This window comes from Bacillus sp. FSL K6-0073 (assembly GCF_038006085.1).
In the GTDB taxonomy this organism is placed as follows: Bacteria; Bacillota; Bacilli; order Bacillales; family Bacillaceae_G; genus Bacillus_A; species Bacillus_A cereus.
In genome coordinates, this window is the sequence record NZ_JBBOUN010000001.1 from 2,725,741 (window position 1) to 2,748,531 (window position 22,791).

Sequence of the window (22,791 nt, forward strand, 5' to 3'; positions counted from 1 at the left end):
ATTTTGTTTTAATTTCTATTATCCCTCACCCCTCTGTTACTTTACAGTACATACTAACTCTTCATTTTTCATCTCTACTATGTACTCCTGTAAAACATATTCTTTCCCGCCATGGTTTTCATACCATTCATGTATTCCTTTAATATGCCTCTCGTCACTTCTAATTTTCGATTCTATTTCATTATACTGTTCATAACTATCATATTCCCATATGGCAAATACTTCAGACGTACCATTCTTATTATCTTTCATCCAGCGTCCTATTAGCCTAGAACCATGCTTTAATTGATTAGGTAAGTTCGTGTGATTGAAATGATCATTAAATACTTCTATGAATTCATTTTTCACTACATAGTACTTCCTTCTGTAAAACATACTTCTTCACCTCTTTTATGAAAAGTATTAGTAAATCTTCCCATCACTACCGTATTATAATACTTTCCATCCGATAGTCTTTTGTCATTTTTCAAAATGCCTTCTACTTCAAAACCTATTTTTTTATAAAGATGAATAGCTTTCTCGTTTGTCTCTAATACTTGTAAAGATATTTTATTTACTGCATTTTCGTCAGCCCATTTAATAGATTGTTGTAATAGGCTCTTACCCATTTTATATCCCCAAAACTCTTTTAAAATGCAAACACCAAACTCCACTTTATGAGATAATCTCTTAAAATTTGATCCTTCACACCTTGAAAATCCAACGATTCGATTGTGCACTTCTGCAACTAAAAAGAGATTCTTCGTTTCTTCACTATCTGTTTTTATTATTTTTTGAAACCCTAGGTCATCTATAAATCCCTCTCCAGCATCTTTATCCATATTTTCAGTTTCTCCATCAATCTGAACTCTAATTTTCGATAACTGCTCAGCATCTTTCTCAGCTGCAGAACGAATTGTATAAGTTAATCCATTTATATGAAACTCTTGCTCTTTTACAATCATGTCAAACTCCTTTCAAATCAATATAATGGCGCTATTACAACTTGTTTACCTTGTTTCTCAAAGTCCTGAACAGTTTCTTTACTCGCCTGTTCGTCAGTTATAATAATGTCAATTTCTTTTAAAGACTCTCCTCTTATAAAACAATCTATTCCAAGTTTATTATGCGGAGCTAAACAAATATTTCTTCTAGCAATTTCACTTACTCTTTTACTAAAATAAGCAACTTCAGGTGTTGCAGTACTAATACCTTGTAATGAAATGCCTCCACCTGTAGAGAAATAAAGATCAATAGAAAATCTACTTATCAATTCAGAGGCAAGTGTATCAGTAATATTCCCTGAAGGTTTTACTTTTCCGCCAATTAAATACGTATCAATATTCTTATATTCTCGTAGATAACCAGCTATTTCTATAGAATTCGTAATAACCGTAAATGATACTTCCGGTAAATATTTCAGCATCGCATTATGAACGGGAGCCCCGCCAATAAAAATTGAATCACCTTCTTGTATATAAGATACCGCAACTCTTGCAATTGTGTCCTCATATATTGAGCTATCACTATAACGTTTAGCTGGTTCCGCGGCTAAATTTCTCACTCGCGTAAGTTCAATTGCACCTCCGTGCGTTCTTTTTAATAAACCATCCTTTTCCATAATAGACAAATCTCTTCTTATAGAATCAATAGACATATCAAATCTTTCCGCAAGATCCTTTGCGATTACTCTTCCATCTGTATTAAGTAGTTCTAAAATTTTCTCTCGACGCTCTTCAGTAAACATGTTATCACCACCGTTATTGAAGATTCAGAAACTTAAACTTTATTTTAATTATATGCATGCCTCTTCTGTTTTACAATATTTTCAATTCTTATTTATTCCGTTTTATACAGTCTTCTCCCTCTTTCTATCCTGTTAACTTGACAACCAAATAAATGTATATCTGTATATTACGCAAAAATACTTCCATTCACCTTCCTATTGATGTAAAATTATTCCTATGTTTTACTTTTTAACACAGAAAGGGATTACTATGAAATCATTAATCAAAACGACATGTACAGCATTATTATTTACTGGAATATTGACAGGATGTAATAGCAATACTACATCAAAACAAGAAAAGAGCGCTCTCGAAAAGAATGCAATGCACTATGGAGAAATAGTTAAAAACGAATACTATAGAGCGACAGTTGAAAATGCAAAGTTTGAAAAAATAGACAAAGAGCGGCGCCTTACTACTCGTGTTATGATTAATAATGTTCGGGACGATGGACAAACTATTGATCTTTCGGAAATAAAATATTTCATACAAGATGAAAAAACTGGTCAGAAATATGAAGGTGAAGCTCATCCGATAGATGACGAGCACTATAAAAATGTTCCACACGAATTCTCTTTAACTACTGACGTTGTGTTTGAACTGAAAACTTCACCAAAAGATTTAAATAATATGTATTTATACATAGATAGCAAAGCTGCGCCGTTAACAGATACATATTGGAAGCTTGATAATTTAGTATCTAAATAGAAAGACCAGTCTTACATGACTGGTCTTTTTACATTCATATATTTACCTTTCATTAACACTTATATTCATTTTCTAATAACAACTTGAATAACATCAGCTAAACCAGTGTGCCCTTTCCCTTCAACTCGCTCTTGTTCTCCATTAAAGAAATGAATTACCTTATGTTCTTCACACCAAGTAAGAATATCAATTGGATCATACAGCATATCAACATCTTTTGGTCCACCAGTACTATAGTTTATTTGTTTTTTTGAGTAAACCTCAAACATAATTAAACCACCAGGCTTTATCGTTTGTATCATTTTACCTAATATCATTTTTTTATAATCATCATGAAAATGTCCAAATACCATAATTGCTGCATCATATTCATTTTCTGGCAAACTATCAGCTAATAAATCTACTTTTTTTGTATGCACGTTTACATTATGCTTCTCTGCCAATTTTTTTGTCTTCTCTAATCCATCTTCCGAATAATCAATAGCTGTTACTTCGTTCCCTTGTCTTGCTAGAAATACAGCATTTCTACCTTCTCCCTCCGCGAAAGCTATTACTTTATTGTGATTTGCTAAACGAAATGCTTGTTCTTTAATAAATGTATTAGGTTCTTCCCCGTAAAAATATTCATCTGATTTATATCAATCATTCCAAAATTTAGTCATCATCTTCTCTCCTTCTTCATATCATTTTCTAACTACAATTAAAGATATCAAAGAGTCTTTTTATCCTTAATTAATTTAAAAATAAAAGCAGATTAAAAATCCACTTTTATTTTTTTCGCAAGATCTACGATTTTTTGATTTCGTAACTCTTCTTCCATTTTCTCTTCTGCTGCAAGCATTACTTCATTAATTAAACATCCAGGTTTGTCATGTAAACAACATTCAAACAATGATGTTTTACCTTCAATTGCATGTATAATATCTAAAAATGAAATATCTTCCCAATTCTTACTAAGCGAGTAACCGCCCTTTGGACCAGATGATGAATGTATCATCCCTTCCTTCGTCAACTTAGTTAGTATTTTAGACAAGTACGTTGGTGAAACATTTTGCATTTCTGCTAATTGGTGAACACTAACTAACTTATTTGGTGTAGCCTTTGCCAGAAAAAGTATTGTATGAAGAGCATAATTTGTAGCTTTAGAATATTTCATAGTACAGCCCCTATTGTAGACTTCATGTCTCTACAATAACTTTATTTTTTTATTATGTCAAACGTTTGTAATGCTCCATAAAAAGTTATTTCTTCACAAGTAATGCATCTGCCGCGCAAATCGTCACTTCTCTAAATGGACAGTCAAATAAAACACCTAGTTCAAAACCATCTTCAGTAAGAGCTATTTCATGATATAACCACCAAGCATCTTCAAAGTTTTCCGGCATAGAACACTTTGTTACTCCTATAAAGTGAAACTTTAATCAGCGGGGGTTTTGTTCATCCCCCACTGATTATTAGCTCTAACCAATCGGGCTTTACGGGCAGTTGATCCCCACCTAACTTCTTTGTTTTCGCTGCATTTTGAGGTGGGTGTCTTACTGCCCGTTAATGCGGGATAAAGGTTACTTCAAGTTTATCAAATTCACTAAAAGTACCACTGCAATCTAATATGATAGACAAAGTATCTTCTGACTTTCTCTTTACTACTTTAATTACACTATCGTGTAGTGATGTCTTGTGTAACTGAGCGACATTTGACGGAAGTTTTTTCTCAATGGAATTAAAATATTCTACGTATAATTGATCTAATTGTGCCACTCTTTTCTCATAATCTGCTGTCCACTTTTGCATACGTTTTTTCAGTTCACCTGATGGGTATTTTGAATTAGTTGTGATGTTTTGTATAATTGAGTATATCGATTCAGGAAGGAATTTTAATAAATCTATTTTCCTTTTCTCCATTTCCTCCTTTAAACTTTCTATATCCATTTCCGACCATTCTTTTATAGAATCTATAAAACTTACAAATTCTAAAACTTGCATTTCTTTATACCAATCTCTTGTAAAATATTTCAATGACACCTCTCCTAAAACATCTTTACATCCAGTAAAAACAATATATCCACTTATTGTATCATTCCAATAACCATTCTTTCTAAAGAAAAAATGTAAAACTATAAATATTCCGCCTATTATTTCTAAAACTTCAGAATATTTACAAAAGTATAAAATTAGAATACATTTTAGCTGTACAAGATTCACCTGTACAAAAATTCAAACAAAAAGGGATGGTTATATGTTGAAGAAATTAGTAGCAGGGACATTAGTAGCGGGTTTTGCACTAACTGGAGGACTAGGTGCGGTAAGTGCTGAAGAAAAAAGTAACACAATTAAGTCATTTGATTATTTAAAAGTGGATGAACAAAATGTTAATTCATTTGCAAAATTAAGTGATCAGGATAAGAAAGATATCCAAATTACTATGGTATTACCAGAGCAAAATGAAAATGGAGATTGGCTAGCTTATGGTTTTACTAGCCGTGAAACATTAGATGCGTATATTGAAAAGGATAAAAAAGCAATTAAAAATAAAATTAATCCTTTAGGTAGCGGTGCTGGTAGTACTGATTTTTATGAACATAAAGATAAAGGTGGCCAATATATTTACTGGAGTAGCGGCTTTAAAAACTTACCATCTAGCTGGAATGACAGAATTTCTTCTGTAAGTACAGCGTCACCTTCTGCAAGTTATTCAACGACACTTTGGGAGCACACTTCAACACAAGGATATGGAAAAGGCGTTTTATTTAAACATGCTGATTGGTACGGTAAAACTGCTAATTTAGCTGCTGATTGGAACGATATTACTTCAGCGATTGAAATTAAATAGTAATAAGGTATTATTAAAAGTCAAACCACTATTCTCTTATTTATTTAGAGAATAGTGGTTTATTATATTTCCCTCTAAGCATGTACAGCATGTCCTACCGCTTGCATTAACGCTTCATGAATCGCCTCAGATAAAGTTGGATGTGCTGCAATATAATCTCTCATTATATCAGCGGTAACTTCTGTATGAATCATTACGGTTCCTTGACCAATAAGTTCAGTTGCATAAGGACCGATAATAGAAATCCCTACAATTTCTTGGTATTTAGGTTCCACAATGACTTTTACTTTCCCTACTTGTTCTCCTAAAATAAGAGCTTTTCCGTTCGCTGTAAAAGGAAATTCTCCGATGAGAATATCACCATATTGTTCTCTTGCACCTTTTTCACTTAACCCGACACTAGCTATTTCTGGAGCTGTGTATATACATCGAGGCACAGCGTGATAATTTACTTTCACGTCTTCTCCACTTGCGTGTAATGCTGCTTTCGTTCCTTCATGGAAGGCAACGTGAGCAAGCTGAATTCCACCGATCACATCACCAGCTGCGTAAATATGTGATACGTTCGTTTGCATATGTTCGTTCACAGCAATCCCTTTATTTGAAAACTGAACCCCTGCTTTTTCTAAATCTAATTGTTGTACACGTGGTTTTCGGCCGACAGAAATGAGAACATATTCCGGGTTAGCTTCTTGGATACTACCTTCATATTCAAATGAAGCTTGCTTCTTATAATTATTTAATCCTTTTAAAGCAGCTCCTGTAAATATTTCTACGCCATCACTTTCTAATTTCTCTCTTAAAATATGTGCGATATCTTCATCTTCACCTGGTAATAATTGCGGTGCCATTTCAACAATCGTAACTTTTGTCCCAAGGCGACTATAAATACTTGCAAACTCACATCCTATTACACCACCGCCAACGATTAACAATGAAGATGGTACACCCTTAAGAGACATCGCATGGCTACTATTTAAAATCCATTGTCCATCAAACGGAGCGAATGGTAATTCTGTAGGTTCGGAACCAGCTGCGATAATAAAGCTCTCTCCATCAACTACTTCTTCTTTATTTCCTTGTACAACTCGCACACGATGATCCGTTTCGAATTTCGCTTTTCCTTTTACAACTTTAATTTTATTTTTCTTCATTAAATATTGTATTCCTTGGACGAGTTGCATTACGATTTGTGATTTCCTCGCCTGTATTTGATCCCAATCAATTGATATACTTCCTGTATTAAGCGTAACCCCATAATCATTCGCTTTTCTCACAATGTCATGTACTTCAGCACTTTCTAACAGTGATTTCGTCGGCATACACCCAACATTTAAACACGTTCCGCCAAGGTCAGCTTCATCAATAAGAGTGACCTCTTTTCCATTTTGAGCCGCGGTAATTGCCGCTACATATCCAGCTGGTCCGCCTCCAATTACAACTAGTTTACTCATTCTCTCACCTCCTCTTTATAAAAGAATTGTTATAGGTTCTTCTAAATAATGTTTAATTGTGCGTAAAAATGCTGCTGCTGGTGCACCGTCTAGTACACGATGATCGAATGTTAAACTTAAAGGTAACATACTACCTTTTTTAATTTTTTTCCCTTTATATACAGGAACATGTTCAATTGCGCCAATACCTAAAATACCAGTCTCAGGTGTATTTAATACAGGTGTGAAATATTCAATACCAAAGCTACCTAAATTACTAATTGTAAATGTCGTTCCATGCATATCATCACTACTTAAGCTACCTGCTCGCGCCTTTTGTGCCATATCCTTAATCTCTTTAGACAACTCTACTAAAGATAAATTATTTGCAAAGCGAATAGCTGGAACGACTAATCCTTTTTCTAATGCGACTGCCATGCCTAAATGCACAGGTTCAAATTGATGAATGGCATCATCTATATAAGCGCTGTTCATTTCTTTATGCTCTCTAAGTGCTAATACAACAGCACGAGAAACGAAATCCGTAATGGTTAGTTTGTTTTCGTATCGTTTTTGCACAACTTCCGCTATGTCTTTATGTAATGCAACTAAATCTGTAACATCTACTTTCATCGTTAACGTTAATTGCGCACTATTTTGTAAGCTTGCATGCATACGACTCGCAATTGCTTTTCTCATACCAGTAACAGGAACGACTGTACTTTCTTCTTGTTCAGGTACTTCTGGATTTGCTACTCTTTCTTCTAGCGCCTTTAATACATCTGCCTTTGTAATCCTTCCGCCAGGACCTGTACCAACTAATGCCTTGATATCCAGATTTTCAGACTTTGCAATTTTCTTCGCTACAGGTGAAATTTTAATTCTTTGCTTCGCTACTTCTTTCCCATTTGGTTCTTGATTTTGTACTTCTATATTAGATGTTTTTTCTTCTACCACATGTGTGCTTTCCTGCATTTCTACTTTTTCATTTGGTTTACCGATGTAGCAAATTACAGTACCAGGCGGCACTCCTTCATCTTCACTTACAGCTATATCAAGTACCGTACCATCAGCTGGCGCTTCAATTTCCGTTTCAATTTTTTCTGAATTAATACTAGCAATTAGTTCTCCTTTTGCTACATTATCGCCTGCTTTAATATTCCAGCTCGTAATAATACCTTCTTTCATCGCCATACCTAACTTCGGCATTACAACTTCTACAGCCATGTGTCTCTCTCCCTTCTCATCGTTTTATTACACATGTAATAAAGATTGGTCTCCAATCATTTCTGATACAATTTCAATTACTTTTTCTGGCGTTGGCAAATACAACTTTTCAAGTGGTGGTGAGAACGGAACAGGTGTATGTGGTGCTGTAATTCGTTTAATAGGTGCATCTAACAAATCAAAACCTTTATCCGCTACAATTGCCGCAATATCTGTTGCGATACTACATCTTGGATTCGCTTCGTCAATAACGATAAGACGATTTGTTTTTTCAACAGATGATAAAATAGTATCTTCATCAAGCGGTGATAAAGATCGTGGATCAATTACTTCTACTTCAAGCCCCTTTTTCGATAATTGCTTTGCAGCTGCAAGTGCTGTATGAACTTGTTTTCCGATTGCGACAATTGTTACATCAGAACCTTCTCGTTTAATATCTGCTTTTCCTAAAGAAATTGTATAATACCCTTCCGGCACTTCACCTTTCATATTGTAAAGTGTTTTATCTTCAAAGAAGATTACCGGGTCGTCATCTTCAATTGCCGCTAATAATAAGCCTTTTGCGTCATATGGAGTAGAAGGAACGACAACTTTTATACCTGGAATGCTCGTAAATAAGGCATACAAACTTTGTGAATGTTGTGCAGCTGCGCTAAAACCTGCACCGTGCATCGTACGTACCGTAACTGGCACTTTCGCTTTACCACCAAACATATAGCGGAATTTTGCACCTTGGTTTAATACTTGATCAAGACAACTACCGATAAAATCATTAAACATTAATTCAGCTATCGGACGTAACCCAGTTGCAGCAGCTGCCATCGCAGCTCCCATATAACCCGCTTCAGAAATTGGTGTATCCAATATACGATTTCGGCCAAACTCTTGTACAAGTCCTTTCGTAACACCAAGAACACCACCCCAAGCTTCATCATCTTGCAGATGATCAACTTGTGCACCGCCTGCAACGTCTTCACCTATTAAAATTACATTTTCATCACGACGCATTGAGATTTTCATTGCTTCATTAATTGCAGTTGACATACTTACTGTTCTAGTCATATTTTTTCACCCTCCTCTTATTTGTAAGAAACGTATACATCTTTTAATAATTCTTCATCGTCTGGGTATGGACTATTTTCACTAAATTCAATGGATCTTTGTACTGCATCATCTACTGCTTTTTCCATATCAACAAGTTCAGATTCCGTTAATAAACCTTCATGAATTAAATGCTTACGGAAATTCACAATCGCATCTTTTTCATTTAAATGTTCTTCTTTTTCTTCTGATGTTTTATATGTTTGCGCTTCACCTTCAAAATGACCGTAATTACGATATGTCATACATTCAATAATTGTTGGACCATCACCATTACGCGCACGTTCCACTGCTTCTGCAGCAGCTTTATATACAGCTAGAAGATCTTTTCCATCTACTTGAACACCTGGAATATTATAAGCTTTTGCACGATCCGCAATAGAATCACAACTTGAAGCATATTCAAATGTAGTTGCTTCACCGTAACCGTTATTTTCTGCAATAAAAATAACTGGTAACTTCCAAATCGCCGCTAAATTAACCCCTTCATGGAATGTTCCTTCATTATTTGCTCCGTCACCGAAGAAACAAACACTTACATCTTTTGTTCCTTTATATTTAGCTGTCAATGCTGAACCGCAAGCAAGTGGGAACCCCCCGCCTACAATGCCATTAGCACCAAGCATTCCTTTATCTAAATCCGCAATATGCATGGAACCGCCTTTACCTTTACATAATCCTGTCGCTTTCCCGAAAAGTTCAGCCATCATACCATTTAAATCACAACCTTTTGCGATACAATGTCCATGACCTCTATGTGTACTTGTAATACTGTCACTATCCGTTAAGTGGGCACATACACCAACTGCTACCGCTTCTTCACCTGCGTATAAATGAACGAAACCTGGCAAAACGCCTTGCGCGAACAATTCATGCACCTTATCTTCAAACTTACGAATCTCTAACATTTTTTCGTACATCCAACAAGCTTGTTCTTTCGTAATTTCATTCTCTTTACTTTCAGTTGTTTTTAACATATCCAGCCCTCCTATTTTCTTGATCATCTTTTATATTGCAAGTACCGTGCCAAATTCTAATCCTTGATTTAATAGGTTTTCTCTTTTCTTTCATAATAAAAAAGTGGACAAAATGAGACATCTGTCTCGTTTTGTCCACTTTTGTTCACCTAATTTGAGAACTATTATTTTATTCATTATCAAAGCTCTGCTGTAATTTTCGGATGTAAATAATTTGGCCAATATGATATGCATTATGAGTTGTTACATTCGCTAACACTTCCCACCACTTTACAGAAACAGGAAATCCTACTACATCACTTTCAACCTTTTCTTCATTTATAAGATTTTGCCATTGTAACAGTTTTTCTAATAGTTTTTCCCGTAATTCATCGAAAGTTTGATTATCTGAAAGCATAAAACTTTTGTTATTATCTCCAATAGCGGGTACTGCATTCACATTTGATTCTTTATACCTAGTTTGCCACGTTGAGTTCCAATACAGTAAATGTTGTACAATTTCAGCTATACTATTACTCTCTTCATTCGGTTTCCAGAAAGCTTCTCTCTCAGATAGATCTTTCACTGCATCTGAAAATGGAATATACCAACTGGGATCGTTTGCATTCGCCAACAATTGATCTGCTAATACATCCTTCACATGGACCATTTTTCTTCCCTCATTTCATTATCATATTAATATACACTACTCTATATACGCTCATTCCCTATAATCCCCTTTTTTACATACAAATTGATTTCATACTGAATGTAAGAATAATAGATTTTCTTATCATAACTCGTTATGATAAAAGAAAAAGAAAGCTGGCGGAAAATGAATAAAAAAATCGCAATAATTACAGGAGCCTCAAGTGGATTTGGACTATTAACTACACTCGAACTCGCAAAAAAAGATTATTTAGTTATTGCTACAATGCGGAACCTTGAAAAACAAGTGAACTTACTATCTCAAGCCGCTCAACTCAACTTACAACAAAACATAAAAATTCAACAATTAGATGTAACCGATCAAAACTCTATACATAACTTCCAATTATTTTTAAAAGAAATACAAAAAGTAGACCTACTTGTTAATAATGCAGGATATGCAAATAGCGGCTTTGTAGAAGAAATTCCAGTAGAGGAATACCGTAAACAATTTGAAACGAACCTATTTGGAGCTATATCAATTACCCAGCTTGTCTTACCGTATATGAGAAAACAAAGAAGTGGAAAAATCATTAATATAAGCAGCATTAGCGGCCAAGTTGGATTCCCTGGTTTATCTCCTTATGTATCTTCAAAATATGCATTAGAAGGCTGGAGTGAATCGCTTCGCTTAGAAGTAAAACCTTTCGGAATAGATGTTGCTTTAATTGAACCAGGTTCTTATAACACAAACATATGGGAGGTTGGGAAACAACTAGCTGAAAACCAATCTGATACAACATCTCCTTACAAAGAGTATATGGATAAAATACAAAAACATATTAATAGCGGTAGTGATACATTTGGTAATCCGATAGATGTTGCTAATAAAATTGTAGAAATTGCTGAATCTAAGCGTACAAATTTACGATATCCAATCGGTAAAGGTGTGAAATTTATGATCTTTGCGAAGAAGATTCTTCCTTGGAGATTGTGGGAACACCTTGTTTTGAGAAGCTTTAAGAAAATGTAATAAACTTTTTGAAAACTATTTTGAAAGGGATGCTAATTAAATGTTAGGTTTACCGTATGGGAAAGTGAGTTTATGAAAGAGAAACAACTCATTGAGGAACAAATTGGCGAACATATTTTAGCGATACACCATATTGGTAGTACTTCTATTCCATATTTAAGTGCAAAGCCAATTATTGATATAGCAATTGAATTAGAAAATTATACGGACGGTATACATTGTATTAAAAAGTTAGAACTACTAAACTATAAATATAGAAAAGAAGTATTACCCGAAAGATACTATTTTAATAAAGGTGAACCAAGAACTCATCAAATTCATATGTATGAACAAGGGAATACATATTTAATAGAACAATTACAATTTCGTGATTACTTAATAGACAATAAAACTGCACGCATGCAGTATGAACAGTTAAAGATTCAACTTTCACAAGCTAATCCTACTGATAAACATAAGTATGCAGAGGATAAAACTAATTTCATTACATCTATATTAACTAAAATAAATGCTTAAATAAACAAGAAACCATTTAGTAGTAAATGGTTTCTTGTTTATTAGTTATTTCATTTAATTACTTGAAATAAATTGGACTATATTACGGTTATCCCCTTCTAAATAACTTATGATGCCTTCAGGATATGTCGGCTTCTCCTGTAATTCCTCTAGACTTTTCCAAATTAATATAATATCCTCATGCTCTTTATGCCTTATTTCATTTGTAATGATTTTTTCAACAGTCCCCCAATGTATCAATGTACAATGATGACCTTTTTCGTTGTCCCACTCAAAAATGTGTTCATTTACAATTGCTAACTCTTGAACATCAACTTTCAAATCGTATTCTTCTATTAACTCTCGAATTATTGCTTCTTTTGACGTTTCACCAAATTCAATAGAGCCACCTGGAAAACGATAAAATGATCCATTTTCATCGCATTGTACAAGTACTTTAGAATGATCTTCATTTAAAATCATTGCTTCAGCACGTAATTTAGGATTTTTCATTTTGTCTCCCCATTCATTCCACATATGATTAAATCCAATAGGTATAAAAGAAAAAATTAAGAATAATTCCTGTTATTACTAATAGCGGAACCGTTCCTAAAGAAATGACATATTCCCTCGATTCTTTATCAAATTTCCACTCCATAAATGATTGAAAGCAGTATAAAGTTATTAAAAATAAAATGGGTAAATTACTAATATAAACGGGATTTAAAGTAGCACATATCATCGTAAAAATTATATAAGAAATAATAAGAGCCCTAGTGCCCCATTTATGAAAGTTGTTTACATATTTACTATTCCAGTCTGTTTGTTTCGGTATATTTAGTTTTTTCCTCACTACTTTTTCAAAAACAACTAAGGATATAATCCATACTATTAATAAAATTCCTTTAACCCAAAACAGTGATGTTTCCTCCTTTACCTTTTCTCCGGCTGATCACTCGGATACGTAGCATTCCTTTTATTTTCTACGTCCCAACTAATAATTGTCGCACTATCACGTCCCAACTGATGATGCACGTGTTCTAAAACATTGTGAATATTTTCTTTAAGTGTTTTATCATTTCTGTTCATAGCATTATACAAATTTACAGGTATTTCATATCGGCGTTCCCCACATTCTAATACTCCATCTGTCACCATTACAATTCGGTTCTTTCCAGTACGTAATTCACGAATACCTGATGAATAGCAAGGAACAGGTAAATCAAATGTGTTTACATTTCCAATCCATTCGTAAAAATGACGTTGATTTAATGCATATTGTCCTAACTTATGTAACTCTTCATGAAATACATACACTAAACAATCACCGATAGAAAGCCACCATATATAATTTTCTTTCCTTACACATAGTAAGCAAGCTGTTTCACCTTTAACTTTTTTGCACTTTTCCTTAAATGAAGATGACTGAAAAATTGTAAGTATATGATTTTCAACAGACTGAAATACTGAATTAATTGGTTCATTCAAAATTACTTTTATATTTTCATATTCTTTTTCGATTGTATTTACTACTAACTCAACACTTTCCGCACTATTATGTCCATCTAGAATAGCTGCAAATTCCCATTCACCATTTGACCAAACTAATGCACCATCTTCATTCTTTTTCGCTCCAGCACTTTTATTCCCGCCATATTTACCAAGTACAATATCACCATATTGTTTAACTGAAATTTCTCCTAAACACATTTCTATATTTCCAACCCATGAATATTGTGTATTATTTTTTGTATGCATACTCATTTACCATATACTTTCGTATTCTTTCACATAGTTTTTTTATTTTCTCTTCGTCACCATATGGTGCGCCAGTCCATTTCGCTATCTCGGTTGGTGACCAAAACTCTTTTGGTGTATTCGGATAACGCGGAATAATGTGCATATGCATATGTGGTGCACCATTTCCTGAAACAAAAGTGTAAATATGCTCTGCACCTTCGCTTTCTTTTAGCGCTTTACTTACTCTACTTGTTATAAGTCCGAACGCTTTCGCTTCTTCATCTGTTAGTTCAGCAAGGCCAGGTACATGTCTTTTTATATCTATCATTACATAACCCAGGTATGTTTCTTCACTATCCCGGTGGACATGTCCAACGTAAACGAGTTCATCTTCGTAAATAGCTCCACCTGGAACTATAATATTTCCTATATGTTTTTTGCAAATGAAACAGTTTTGTTCTATTTGATTGTTTGTTGACATATCCATCACCTTCCTTTTCATATATAATATCACAATAAAAGGAAAAACAGGTTTCATATTCCGAATTTTCATTCTTTTGATACAACAATTTTTGAAATGAATTTACATCTCATTACTTCTTCAAAAACGCAATCCCAATTATAATCCCAATCACAATTCCGATTACTAAATTATTTGTAAAGTGCCCTTGAAATACACCAATTACAACCCCTATACCGACACCTATTGCCAAAGCATCATTTCTTTTTTTATTTTTAGCCAAAATTACATCTCCTCCCACCATTTCTCCCTAAATAACATACATTTACTTGAATGTATTAATATACGCACTATCTCGCTTAAATATTTCCAAAAAATGTCCTGTAACTTCACATATAATATTTTCCATTTTCTGTACATACTCCTTTTATATTGGAAAATTTTCAAGTAACTATTAATTATACATAGGCATTTACTATAAGAAAGCTTCGTAATTTATTGAAGGAGGAACGATTCAAATGTATCCTCATTGGAATCCAAATATAAATCAACAGTATGTTTATTCCCCTCATCCCGCAAGGAATACATTGCATCATGATTCACAATATATGATGCAGCGTATTGCAAGTCTTGAAAATCAATTAACTAAATTAATCTCATTAATCGAGGAAAATAATCAATTAATTAAATCAATGTAACAACAAAAAAACCAAGTTTGTGCACCAGCTGGAGGTTCTGTTATCGTTCGTATGTGATCTGGATGCAATAAAAAACACACTTTGTATTATAAAAGTGTGTTTTTTATTCATTATTTTCTTTTCATATGGAACCCTTGTGTAATTCGATCTAATATAATTGCGATTACTACGATAGCTAATCCAGCTTCAAATCCCATTCCGATATTAACTTGTGTTACAGAGCGATATACATCAACTCCAAGTCCTGGAGCTCCTACAAGTGATGCTGTTACAACCATCGATAACGAAAGCATAATGCTTTGGTTCACACCAGCCATAATCGTTCCGGTTGCAAGTGGTAATTGTACTTTAAATAGTTTTTGTGATGCTGTGGATCCAAATGCATTCGCTGCTTCAATTAAATCTTCTGAAACTTGTCTAATTCCTAAGTCAGTAAAACGAATTGTCGGTGGCATTGCAAAGATTACTGATGCAATAATTCCAGGTACTACACCTACTCCGAAAAATGTAATCGCTGGAATAAGGTATACGAATGCAGGCATTGTTTGCATAAAATCTAATGTTGGTTTTAAAAATTTTGAGAAACGTTCATTTTGAGATGCTAATATACCAATTGGAATTCCGACAATAATTGAAATAATAACAGACGTAAGTACGAGTGCCAATGTTTGCATCGTTTGTGCCCAGTAGTTAATATTCAAAATAAATAATAATCCAATGAGCGTAAAAATGACTAAAGATAATTTCCTCGTTGTGTACCAAATGAGGAAACATAAGATAATAATCATCAATATGGCAGGTATTATTGTTAAAAAATTAGTGAGTAAATCAACAAATCCGCCAATAATATAAGAGAATCCTCGGAATAAGCCTTCAAAGTGCTCATATAAACTTGCAACAAATGAGTCGACCCATTCCCCTAATGGAATACGCGGTATACTATTCATCGTCTTTCACCTCTTCCTCAATGTTTCCTGCAAGAGCTTGAATGACACTTTCACGTTTAATAATTCCTCTTAGCCTTTTCTTCTCATCGATTACTGGTAACGGATATTTCATCTCCGCCATTTTTGCATAAGTCTCTTCCAGTAAAGTATCCAAATACACATGCGGAATATCATTAAGTAATAAATCAGCAATCGGCCACTGTTTTTGTACTGCTTTACTCGCATCATCCGCAGTTAATATACCTAAAAACTCATACTTTTTGTTTACAACATATACAGTTGAGACACCTGCATTCCTCATAATTTGAAGGGCTACACGAGGTCCACGATCAATTAATAAAGTTTCTGGTCGTTTTAAAATAGACTCAGCCGTAATTACTTTTCCTAAATTCACGTCCGCAACAAACTTTTCTACAAATTCATTAGCGGGGCTCATCATAATTTCTTCTGGTGTTCCAATTTGGACAATTTCTCCATCTTTCATTAATGCGATACGATCTCCAATTCGAAGCGCTTCATCTAAATCATGCGTAATAAATATAATCGTTTTTTCCATTTTATCTTGTAACTCTAACAATTCATCTTGCATTTCTTTTCGAATAAGTGGATCTAATGCACTGAATGACTCGTCCATTAGTAATACATCTGGATTATTCGTTAGTGCCCTTGCGATTCCAACGCGCTGCTGCATACCACCACTAAGTTGACTTGGGTAATTATCTTTATGATGATCGAGTCCTACTAACTGTAGCGATTCTAACGCTTTTTTCTCTCGCTCTTCAACCGGAACTCCTTGAATTTCTAAACCATATGCAACATTTTGTATAACTGTACGATGCGGAAATAGAGCGAATTTCTGAAATACCATACTCATTTTCGTTCTTCTTACTCTCCGTAACTCTTCTTTTCCCATCGTTGCGATGTCTTCACCATCTATGTATATATGACCTGCAGTTGGTTTAATCAATTGATTTAACATACGAACTAGCGTAGATTTCCCGCTACCAGACAAACCCATAATAACGAAAATCTCTCCAGAGTAAACTTCAAACGTTGCTTTTTTCACCCCAACGTTCATTCCTGTCTCTTTTAAAATTTCCGATTTACTTTTTCCTTCTTTTAATAAGGAAAGGGCCCTTTGCGGATGTTTCCCGAATACTTTTGTTACGTTTTCAACACGCACCTTTGTATTATCCATGTCACTACTCCTTTTCTACCCATCTATTCACATAGTGTTGCGATTTTACAAAGAAATATTACATAAAAATGACATTCATAAGATTTCTTTAAAATTCTCGTTTCCGTTCATAATAAGAATGCTTACTTATACATTTATTTTATAAGGCAAACGTTACTTAGGAGGTTTTCGATGCGAAAGAAAATTTGGTTTATATGCCTTGCATTATTTATTACTATGATTTTCACTTCATGTAATGCAACAAATGCAAATTCGAAAGGAAAAATTAAACTTGGTGTAACAAGTTGGAAAGAAAATATTGCAACCGCAAACATGTGGAAAGTTTTATTAGAAGAAAAAGGCTACAAAGTTGAACTTATGTATTTAGAAAAAGCCGCAATTTGGACTGGTGTCGCTCGTGGTGATGTTGATGCGAATTTAGAAGTATGGCTACCAGTTACAGATAAACCGCTAAACGATCGTTATAAAGATGATATTGTCTTAAAATCAAAATGGTACGAAGGTACTGGACTAGGTTTAGTCGTCCCTTCTTATATGAAAAACATAAACAGTATCGAAGATTTAAATGCTCATAAAGATGAACTAGAGAATAAAATTGTCGGTATCGAACCCGGTAGTAGTCTTATGAATTTAACGAATAAAGCAATGAAAGAATATGATATAAAACTAAAACTTGTCCAATCTTCTGAAGCTGCGATGATGAGTGAACTAAAGAAAGCATATACGAAAAAGAAACCAATCGCTGTTACGCTTTGGAATCCGCATTGGGGCTTTTCAGAATTTGACTTAAAATATTTAAAAGACCCTAAGAAAGTATATGGTGAAAAAGATGACATTTATTACTCTGTTCGTAAAGGTTTCGAAAAAGACCATCCGGATATCATAAAATACTTTGACAAATGGAAGATGAACGATGAACAGCTTGGTACGTTAATGGTCGAGTTAAATAAAACGAAAGATCCCGAAGAAGCGGTGCGAAAATGGATTAAGAAGAATCAAGCGCTAGTTGATGAATGGGTAAAAGATTAATAAAAATAGGCTAGAGGGTTAGCATATCCTCTAGCCTGTTTTTAACTTATTTTTTCGTAACAACGTCATCTACAATCCCATATGCCTTGGCTTCTTCTGCAGTCATAAAATAATCTCTTTCTGTATCATGTGCTACTCTTTCAATCGGTTGGCCTGTTTTTTCTGCAATCATTTTATTAATATCATGCTTTAACTTTAATATTCTTTTCGCAGTTATTTCAATTTCTGTTGCTTGCCCTTGTGCACCACCAAGCGGCTGATGAATCATAATTTCACTGTTAGGGAGAGCAAACCGTTTTCCTTTTGCTCCTGATAATAATAATAATGCACCGAATGATGCCGCAAAGCCCATGCATAGCGTTTGCACATCTGGTTTAATTAAATTCATCGTATCTAATATTGCAAAACCTGCTGTCGTTGAACCGCCAGGGCTATTGATGTATAAGAATATATCTTTTTCTGCATCTTCTGCTTCTAAAAATAATAATTGCGCTACGACACTACTCGCTACTTGATCATTAATTTCTGAGCCGATAATAATAATGCGGTCTTTCAATAACCTTGAATATATATCATAGGAACGTTCTCCTAATTTTGTTTGTTCTACTACATATGGAATTGCATTCATTTTAAATCCCTCCAATACTTGTTATGCTGCGTAAAGCATATAACTGTAGGAAGAAGGGTTTTTCACATTAAATAATAAGACTGGCTGTTTAGATGGTAATTTAGTAAAATCTATTGTCGGAAGAAGCTTCGTTAATAATTCTGGTCTTTCCTCACGAATAGATGTTACAACAACTTCAATATCCTCTGTGAATTCGACTATCTCAATCCCTTCTTCACTTACAGTTTTCAGCCTATTTCTACTCCGAAATAAAGAAGCTTTCACTGCACCTTCTGATACAGAACACAATTTAGCAATATCAGCGATACTATATTGAAAAACATCTTTTAATAATAAAATTGCGGATTGCTGTACATTTAATGAAGACAATACTTTCCCTACCATTTCATGCAAATCTGCAATGTTCTCATGTGGTTCTTCAAAAGTGATTTGTGCTCTTATTTTTTCATGAACAGACTTAGACTTCATCTGATCTAACCAACGATTTCTTGCTATTTTATAGACGAGTGTCATACAAATATCTTTATTTCTATATTTTTGAAGCACTTTACACACTGTTTCTTGGGCGAGATCTTCCCCATCCCATTTGTTTTTCGTTAAAAAAGTACAGTATCTTTTTAACTCTCCATATTGTTCAATTAAAAAGTTTATATTTGAATGATTCATATCGATATGGTTCTTTGAAACATGAGTTACTTTTGTGCACAAAATAACCACTCCTTTTCAGCGCTTACTTAATAAACGATTCAACATTAAAAAAAGTTACGGGGATATAAAAAAATAATGTTTATGTTCAATAATTCGCGGTCATAAATATGTTATGTACAATTTTACGTGAGGAGGAACAAATTTGCCAAAATTAACAATTGAAGGTGCGGGAACTTTTGATGTGAAAGAAGGAACAAAGTTAGTATTAGCAATTGAAGATAGCGGTGTCAACATTCTTCATCGTTGTGGCGGGAATGCACGTTGCACAACTTGTAGAGTAGAAATACTAGCAGGTGATTTCTGTGAAGCAAGTGCGAATGAGAAACATGCAATGACGGAAAAAGGAATTGAAGATCATTTACGATTATCTTGTCAAATGCGTGTACATAAAGATATAGTCGTTCGTCCGGTACTTACAGTTGAAAATTCAGGTCTTGATGCCGGGCCGCGTCCGGCGGAGTAAAGCGATGAATTTAAAACAGCTCGCTGGCGAATATGCCGCTAACTTTGTAAATGATGGCATGAAGATTGGGCTTGGTACAGGTTCTACTGTATATTGGACAATACAAAAATTAGGTGAGCGTGTAAAAGAAGGATTATCATTTCAAGCTGTACCAACATCAAAGGAAACTGAAGCATTAGCACATCAACTAAATATCCCCCTACTTTCGTTAAACGACGTACAAAGTCTTGATCTTACAATTGATGGAGCGGATGAAATTGATTCAAATTTACAACTTATAAAAGGCGGTGGCGGTGCATTACTTCGTGAAAAAATCGTTGCCTCTTCCTCTAAAGAACTAATTATCATTGCTGATGAATCGAAACTTGTAACACATTTAGGTAATTTTCCATTACCTGTTGAAATCATCCCTTTTTCATGGAAACAAACCGAAAATAAAATTCAGTCTTTAGGGTGTCAAACAACGTTACGTTTAAAAAATAATGAAACCTATATAACCGATAACAATAACATGATTATCGATTGTATATTCCCTAATCATATTTCTAATCCTGCCCATTTACACACCCAATTAAAAATGATTACTGGTGTAGTTGAAACAGGGTTGTTTATAAGTATGACGAGTACAGCAATTATTGGCACTAAAAATGGGATAAAGAAATTGTAATAAAAGCTAACTTTTTAAAGTTGGCTTTTTAGTATGTTCTTCTTCTCTTAATAGTGCTTTATTATGATATACTAGGAAAACGCAAACTGATTACACTAGAAAGGACTGAACATTTTGCAATCCAAACTTATAACAGAACTTACTGATTTAGAAACTGCCTTTCATATTCGAAAAGAAGTATTTGTAAAAGAACAAGGTGTTCCTCTTACAGATGAATTCGATACATTCGATGAAATCGGAGAGCAATGTAAACATATTTTAGTTTATTATCATGATCTTCCTGTAGGCACAGGGCGTATACGATTTGTTGATGGTGTCGGAAAATTAGAACGTATTTGTATTTTAAAAGATTATCGTACATATGGATTAGGTAAAGTCATCATTCAAACGTTAGAAGAAATTGCTCGTAACGAACAAGCTACAAAAGTGAAGCTACACGGTCAAACACAAGCTGAAGGATTTTATAAAAAATTAGACTATCAAACTTCTTCTGATATATTTATGGAAGATGGCATTCCGCACATACTTATGACGAAAGTGTTATCATAATAAAAAGGGTAGTATATGAATCTTATGTATTCATACACTACCCTTTTTTATTAATAGAAAAGTGAATTCTCAAAATTACCTTTTGCATCAAAGCCCATCATCTTTTAGTTCATACCTAGGTAAAACTTACACTGTTTTCCATAATGATAATGCATAAATCCAGTTTGGATCACCATTTCCTTGATAACTCTGGACTGCTTCATATACTTTTCCTTCGTGTAGAACTCTATCTCCCTTTTTATATGCTTTTTTTGCATCCCACGCTTCATGTGAAGCGCTTTCAGTTTTTGTAGTAATTGTGAATATATCACTCTGTACGGATTCATTTCCAGCTACATCAACAGCTTTCACTACATATTTATAAGTAGTATTAGCGAGCAGATTTTTATCCAAATAAGAAGTTGTATTGGATGTTGCAATCTTTTTCATTGACCCTTCTGTTTCTCTATAAATATCATAATGGTCTACACCAATATTATCGTCAGATGGACTCCACATTAAATCCACACTTGACGCTGTCGTTCCCATACTATGTAATCCTTTTGGTCGTGTTGGTGCTTCTGTATCAGGAGTCTCAACTGTCGTTTTTACTGTAAGCGCTGTACTTTCTTTCGATACATTGCCAGCTGCGTCAATTGCTTTTAGAGTATAAGAGTATTCTGTACTTGGTTGTAACTTCTTATCAATAAAATGAGTCCCTGGTACTGTATCAATCATCTCTCCGTTACGGAAGATTTGATATCCTTTTACCCCTACATTATCCGTAGAAGCGTTCCATGTTAGTTCTACACTATTCGCTGTTACTTTTTGCGTCTGAAGTCCATTTGGACTACTTGGCGCTTCTATGTCTGGTTTCACATCATTAATAAGATTAACATCAATTACATTATAGAATGCATTTGCTGTATCAGCTACATCCCATACTGCTAAAATCACATGATATCCACTACGATCAGTAGGTACATTGATTTTATGAGTTAAATTATTTGAAGCTGCAGAACCATCATGTTGTACAGTTCCAATTGGTTCGAAATCTGCTCTTGTTAGCGCTTTATTTGGATTCCATCCTTTTTTAGTAATATAGTAATGCCACTTACTCGTTAAGTGAGGCGCAGTATACTTCCAAGTAAATGTATTTTCCCCACCAGTGATTGTATTTTTAAACCAACGATTTTCTGTTTGTTGATCTAAAATACCACCAAATTTTCCGCCTGCTGAAGCAATTTGTCCATCTACTGGACCACCTTGCGGGAACCCTTTTGGAGCTTCTAAACTTTGTGGTTCATACATAACACTTCCACAGTTTACATTTAGCGCACCATAAGTTGGACTACATAAAGCGGATCGGCTACCGGGCTTTTCAACAAAACCGTGCGCATAAGCATTTTGAGGAATAAGTGTCGTACTAATAATTCCAGCTGTTAATGCTACAGCTCCTAAACTTTTTTTGTTCATTTTCATATTTTGTAGTTGTTTTAAAAATCGATTATTCATGCTCATGTCTCCT

At 34.3% G+C, this 22,791-nt stretch carries 28 protein-coding genes and 3 pseudogenes; 9 read left to right on the forward strand and 22 right to left on the reverse strand.

From position 1 onward, the window contains the following. Positions 1-36: 36 nt before the first annotated feature. From MHB52_RS14125 to MHB52_RS14135, 3 genes are read right to left on the reverse strand one after another with little or no spacing between them, the layout of a single operon-like run. Positions 37-375: an NIPSNAP family protein gene (locus MHB52_RS14125; RefSeq protein ID WP_000499983.1), complete on the reverse strand. Its 339-nt coding sequence runs from the start codon at positions 373-375 to the stop codon at positions 37-39. Beyond that, on the reverse strand, positions 348-944 hold the full coding sequence (locus MHB52_RS14130; protein WP_061664209.1) for a GNAT family N-acetyltransferase: 597 nt from the start codon (positions 942-944) through the stop codon (positions 348-350). Before MHB52_RS14130 ends, MHB52_RS14125 begins: the two co-directional genes overlap by 28 nt. Positions 945-961: 17 nt before the next feature. Continuing rightward, complete coding sequence (locus MHB52_RS14135) at positions 962-1,726, reverse strand: DeoR/GlpR family DNA-binding transcription regulator (RefSeq protein ID WP_061664207.1); 765 nt, start codon at positions 1,724-1,726, stop codon at positions 962-964. 250 nt (positions 1,727-1,976) lie between these two features. Here MHB52_RS14135 and MHB52_RS14140 point away from each other — a divergent pair, with 250 nt between their 5' ends. Then, complete coding sequence (locus MHB52_RS14140; RefSeq protein WP_000838469.1) at positions 1,977-2,474, forward strand: hypothetical protein; 498 nt, start codon at positions 1,977-1,979, stop codon at positions 2,472-2,474. Positions 2,475-2,539: 65 nt separating this feature from the next. On the opposite strand, the gene MHB52_RS14145 is transcribed toward MHB52_RS14140, so the two are convergent. The 4 genes and pseudogenes from MHB52_RS14145 to MHB52_RS14160 form a co-directional block, all read right to left on the reverse strand. Beyond that, positions 2,540-3,067: a class I SAM-dependent methyltransferase gene (locus tag MHB52_RS14145; protein ID WP_253703503.1), complete on the reverse strand. Its 528-nt coding sequence runs from the start codon at positions 3,065-3,067 to the stop codon at positions 2,540-2,542. A 161-nt stretch (positions 3,068-3,228) separates the two neighbouring features. Then, positions 3,229-3,630 carry an Rrf2 family transcriptional regulator gene (locus tag MHB52_RS14150; protein ID WP_000877642.1) on the reverse strand — a complete coding sequence of 134 codons (402 nt, stop codon included), beginning with the start codon at positions 3,628-3,630 and terminating at the stop codon, positions 3,229-3,231. An 85-nt stretch (positions 3,631-3,715) separates the two neighbouring features. After that, a pseudogene (locus MHB52_RS14155) lies at positions 3,716-3,883 on the reverse strand (DUF4085 family protein); the annotation flags it as partial. A gap of 151 nt (positions 3,884-4,034) precedes the next feature. Further along, a pseudogene (locus MHB52_RS14160) lies at positions 4,035-4,490 on the reverse strand (DUF4085 family protein); the annotation flags it as partial. 220 nt (positions 4,491-4,710) lie between these two features. On the opposite strand from MHB52_RS14160, the gene MHB52_RS14165 reads away from it, so the two are divergent. Further along, a complete protein-coding gene (locus MHB52_RS14165; protein WP_000914434.1) occupies positions 4,711-5,304 on the forward strand; it encodes a hypothetical protein in 594 nt (197 codons plus the stop codon). Positions 5,305-5,378: 74 nt separating this feature from the next. Here the strand turns inward: MHB52_RS14165 and lpdA are convergent, their stop codons facing one another. From lpdA to MHB52_RS14190, 5 genes are all read right to left on the reverse strand, one after another. Beyond that, the gene (gene lpdA / locus MHB52_RS14170; RefSeq protein WP_000041214.1) at positions 5,379-6,758 is read right to left on the reverse strand and encodes a dihydrolipoyl dehydrogenase; all 1,380 of its coding nucleotides are present in this window, start codon (positions 6,756-6,758) and stop codon (positions 5,379-5,381) included. A gap of 15 nt (positions 6,759-6,773) precedes the next feature. Continuing rightward, on the reverse strand, positions 6,774-7,964 hold the full coding sequence (locus MHB52_RS14175; RefSeq protein ID WP_000257769.1) for a dihydrolipoamide acetyltransferase family protein: 1,191 nt from the start codon (positions 7,962-7,964) through the stop codon (positions 6,774-6,776). 27 nt (positions 7,965-7,991) lie between these two features. Further along, positions 7,992-9,026, reverse strand: a complete 1,035-nt coding sequence (acoB, locus tag MHB52_RS14180) for an acetoin:2,6-dichlorophenolindophenol oxidoreductase subunit beta (protein ID WP_061664205.1) — start codon at positions 9,024-9,026, stop codon at positions 7,992-7,994. Positions 9,027-9,043: 17 nt separating this feature from the next. Beyond that, complete coding sequence (gene acoA / locus MHB52_RS14185; protein ID WP_000921259.1) at positions 9,044-10,042, reverse strand: acetoin:2,6-dichlorophenolindophenol oxidoreductase subunit alpha; 999 nt, start codon at positions 10,040-10,042, stop codon at positions 9,044-9,046. Positions 10,043-10,211: 169 nt separating this feature from the next. Beyond that, positions 10,212-10,691: a DinB family protein gene (locus tag MHB52_RS14190; RefSeq protein WP_000233783.1), complete on the reverse strand. Its 480-nt coding sequence runs from the start codon at positions 10,689-10,691 to the stop codon at positions 10,212-10,214. A gap of 165 nt (positions 10,692-10,856) precedes the next feature. On the opposite strand from MHB52_RS14190, the gene MHB52_RS14195 reads away from it, so the two are divergent. Further along, on the forward strand, positions 10,857-11,702 hold the full coding sequence (locus MHB52_RS14195) for an oxidoreductase (protein ID WP_061664203.1): 846 nt from the start codon (positions 10,857-10,859) through the stop codon (positions 11,700-11,702). Positions 11,703-11,759: 57 nt separating this feature from the next. Continuing rightward, positions 11,760-12,218 (forward strand): annotated as a pseudogene (locus MHB52_RS14200) (GrpB family protein); the annotation flags it as partial. A gap of 54 nt (positions 12,219-12,272) precedes the next feature. On the opposite strand, the gene MHB52_RS14205 reads toward MHB52_RS14200, so the two are convergent. From MHB52_RS14205 to MHB52_RS14225, 5 genes are all read right to left on the reverse strand, one after another. Beyond that, on the reverse strand, positions 12,273-12,710 hold the full coding sequence (locus MHB52_RS14205; RefSeq protein ID WP_000795352.1) for an NUDIX domain-containing protein: 438 nt from the start codon (positions 12,708-12,710) through the stop codon (positions 12,273-12,275). Between the two features lie 28 nt (positions 12,711-12,738). Then, positions 12,739-13,077 carry a DUF4181 domain-containing protein gene (locus tag MHB52_RS14210; protein ID WP_074628857.1) on the reverse strand — a complete coding sequence of 113 codons (339 nt, stop codon included), beginning with the start codon at positions 13,075-13,077 and terminating at the stop codon, positions 12,739-12,741. A 53-nt stretch (positions 13,078-13,130) separates the two neighbouring features. Beyond that, complete coding sequence (locus tag MHB52_RS14215; RefSeq protein WP_154698675.1) at positions 13,131-13,955, reverse strand: protein phosphatase 2C domain-containing protein; 825 nt, start codon at positions 13,953-13,955, stop codon at positions 13,131-13,133. Beyond that, a complete protein-coding gene (locus tag MHB52_RS14220) occupies positions 13,939-14,439 on the reverse strand; it encodes an HIT family protein (RefSeq protein ID WP_137026416.1) in 501 nt (166 codons plus the stop codon). The genes MHB52_RS14215 and MHB52_RS14220 overlap by 17 nt, the downstream gene beginning before the upstream one ends. A gap of 91 nt (positions 14,440-14,530) precedes the next feature. Further along, positions 14,531-14,698 carry a hypothetical protein gene (locus MHB52_RS14225; protein ID WP_000508470.1) on the reverse strand — a complete coding sequence of 56 codons (168 nt, stop codon included), beginning with the start codon at positions 14,696-14,698 and terminating at the stop codon, positions 14,531-14,533. A gap of 217 nt (positions 14,699-14,915) precedes the next feature. On the opposite strand from MHB52_RS14225, the gene MHB52_RS14230 reads away from it, so the two are divergent. After that, entirely contained in the window at positions 14,916-15,095 is a 180-nt protein-coding gene (locus MHB52_RS14230; RefSeq protein WP_061664202.1) for a hypothetical protein, read from the forward strand. Positions 15,096-15,205: 110 nt separating this feature from the next. On the opposite strand, the gene MHB52_RS14235 is transcribed toward MHB52_RS14230, so the two are convergent. Further along, a complete protein-coding gene (locus MHB52_RS14235) occupies positions 15,206-16,042 on the reverse strand; it encodes an ABC transporter permease (RefSeq protein ID WP_061664200.1) in 837 nt (278 codons plus the stop codon). Then, positions 16,035-17,240: a quaternary amine ABC transporter ATP-binding protein gene (locus tag MHB52_RS14240; protein ID WP_000370606.1), complete on the reverse strand. Its 1,206-nt coding sequence runs from the start codon at positions 17,238-17,240 to the stop codon at positions 16,035-16,037. Before MHB52_RS14240 ends, MHB52_RS14235 begins: the two co-directional genes overlap by 8 nt. 171 nt (positions 17,241-17,411) lie before the next feature. On the opposite strand from MHB52_RS14240, the gene MHB52_RS14245 reads away from it, so the two are divergent. Next, a complete protein-coding gene (locus tag MHB52_RS14245) occupies positions 17,412-18,269 on the forward strand; it encodes a glycine betaine ABC transporter substrate-binding protein (protein WP_061664198.1) in 858 nt (285 codons plus the stop codon). Positions 18,270-18,315: 46 nt separating this feature from the next. Here the strand turns inward: MHB52_RS14245 and clpP are convergent, their stop codons facing one another. Further along, positions 18,316-18,897 carry an ATP-dependent Clp endopeptidase proteolytic subunit ClpP gene (gene clpP, locus MHB52_RS14250; protein WP_000991610.1) on the reverse strand — a complete coding sequence of 194 codons (582 nt, stop codon included), beginning with the start codon at positions 18,895-18,897 and terminating at the stop codon, positions 18,316-18,318. A gap of 21 nt (positions 18,898-18,918) precedes the next feature. Further along, a complete protein-coding gene (locus MHB52_RS14255) occupies positions 18,919-19,605 on the reverse strand; it encodes an RNA polymerase subunit sigma-70 (protein ID WP_000337523.1) in 687 nt (228 codons plus the stop codon). A gap of 142 nt (positions 19,606-19,747) precedes the next feature. On the opposite strand from MHB52_RS14255, the gene MHB52_RS14260 reads away from it, so the two are divergent. The 3 genes from MHB52_RS14260 (at position 19,748) to MHB52_RS14270 (ending at position 21,284) form a co-directional block, all read left to right on the forward strand. Continuing rightward, the gene (locus MHB52_RS14260; RefSeq protein ID WP_001125388.1) at positions 19,748-20,068 is read left to right on the forward strand and encodes a 2Fe-2S iron-sulfur cluster-binding protein; all 321 of its coding nucleotides are present in this window, start codon (positions 19,748-19,750) and stop codon (positions 20,066-20,068) included. A gap of 4 nt (positions 20,069-20,072) precedes the next feature. Further along, positions 20,073-20,735, forward strand: coding sequence for a ribose 5-phosphate isomerase A (gene rpiA, locus MHB52_RS14265; RefSeq protein ID WP_001049985.1), 663 nt, complete (start codon positions 20,073-20,075; stop codon positions 20,733-20,735). 114 nt (positions 20,736-20,849) lie between these two features. Beyond that, entirely contained in the window at positions 20,850-21,284 is a 435-nt protein-coding gene (locus MHB52_RS14270) for a GNAT family N-acetyltransferase (RefSeq protein WP_001190880.1), read from the forward strand. Positions 21,285-21,410: 126 nt separating this feature from the next. Here MHB52_RS14270 and MHB52_RS14275 read toward each other — a convergent pair whose 3' ends face one another. Next, on the reverse strand, positions 21,411-22,778 hold the full coding sequence (locus MHB52_RS14275; RefSeq protein ID WP_061664196.1) for a lytic polysaccharide monooxygenase: 1,368 nt from the start codon (positions 22,776-22,778) through the stop codon (positions 21,411-21,413). Positions 22,779-22,791 lie beyond the last annotated feature (13 nt).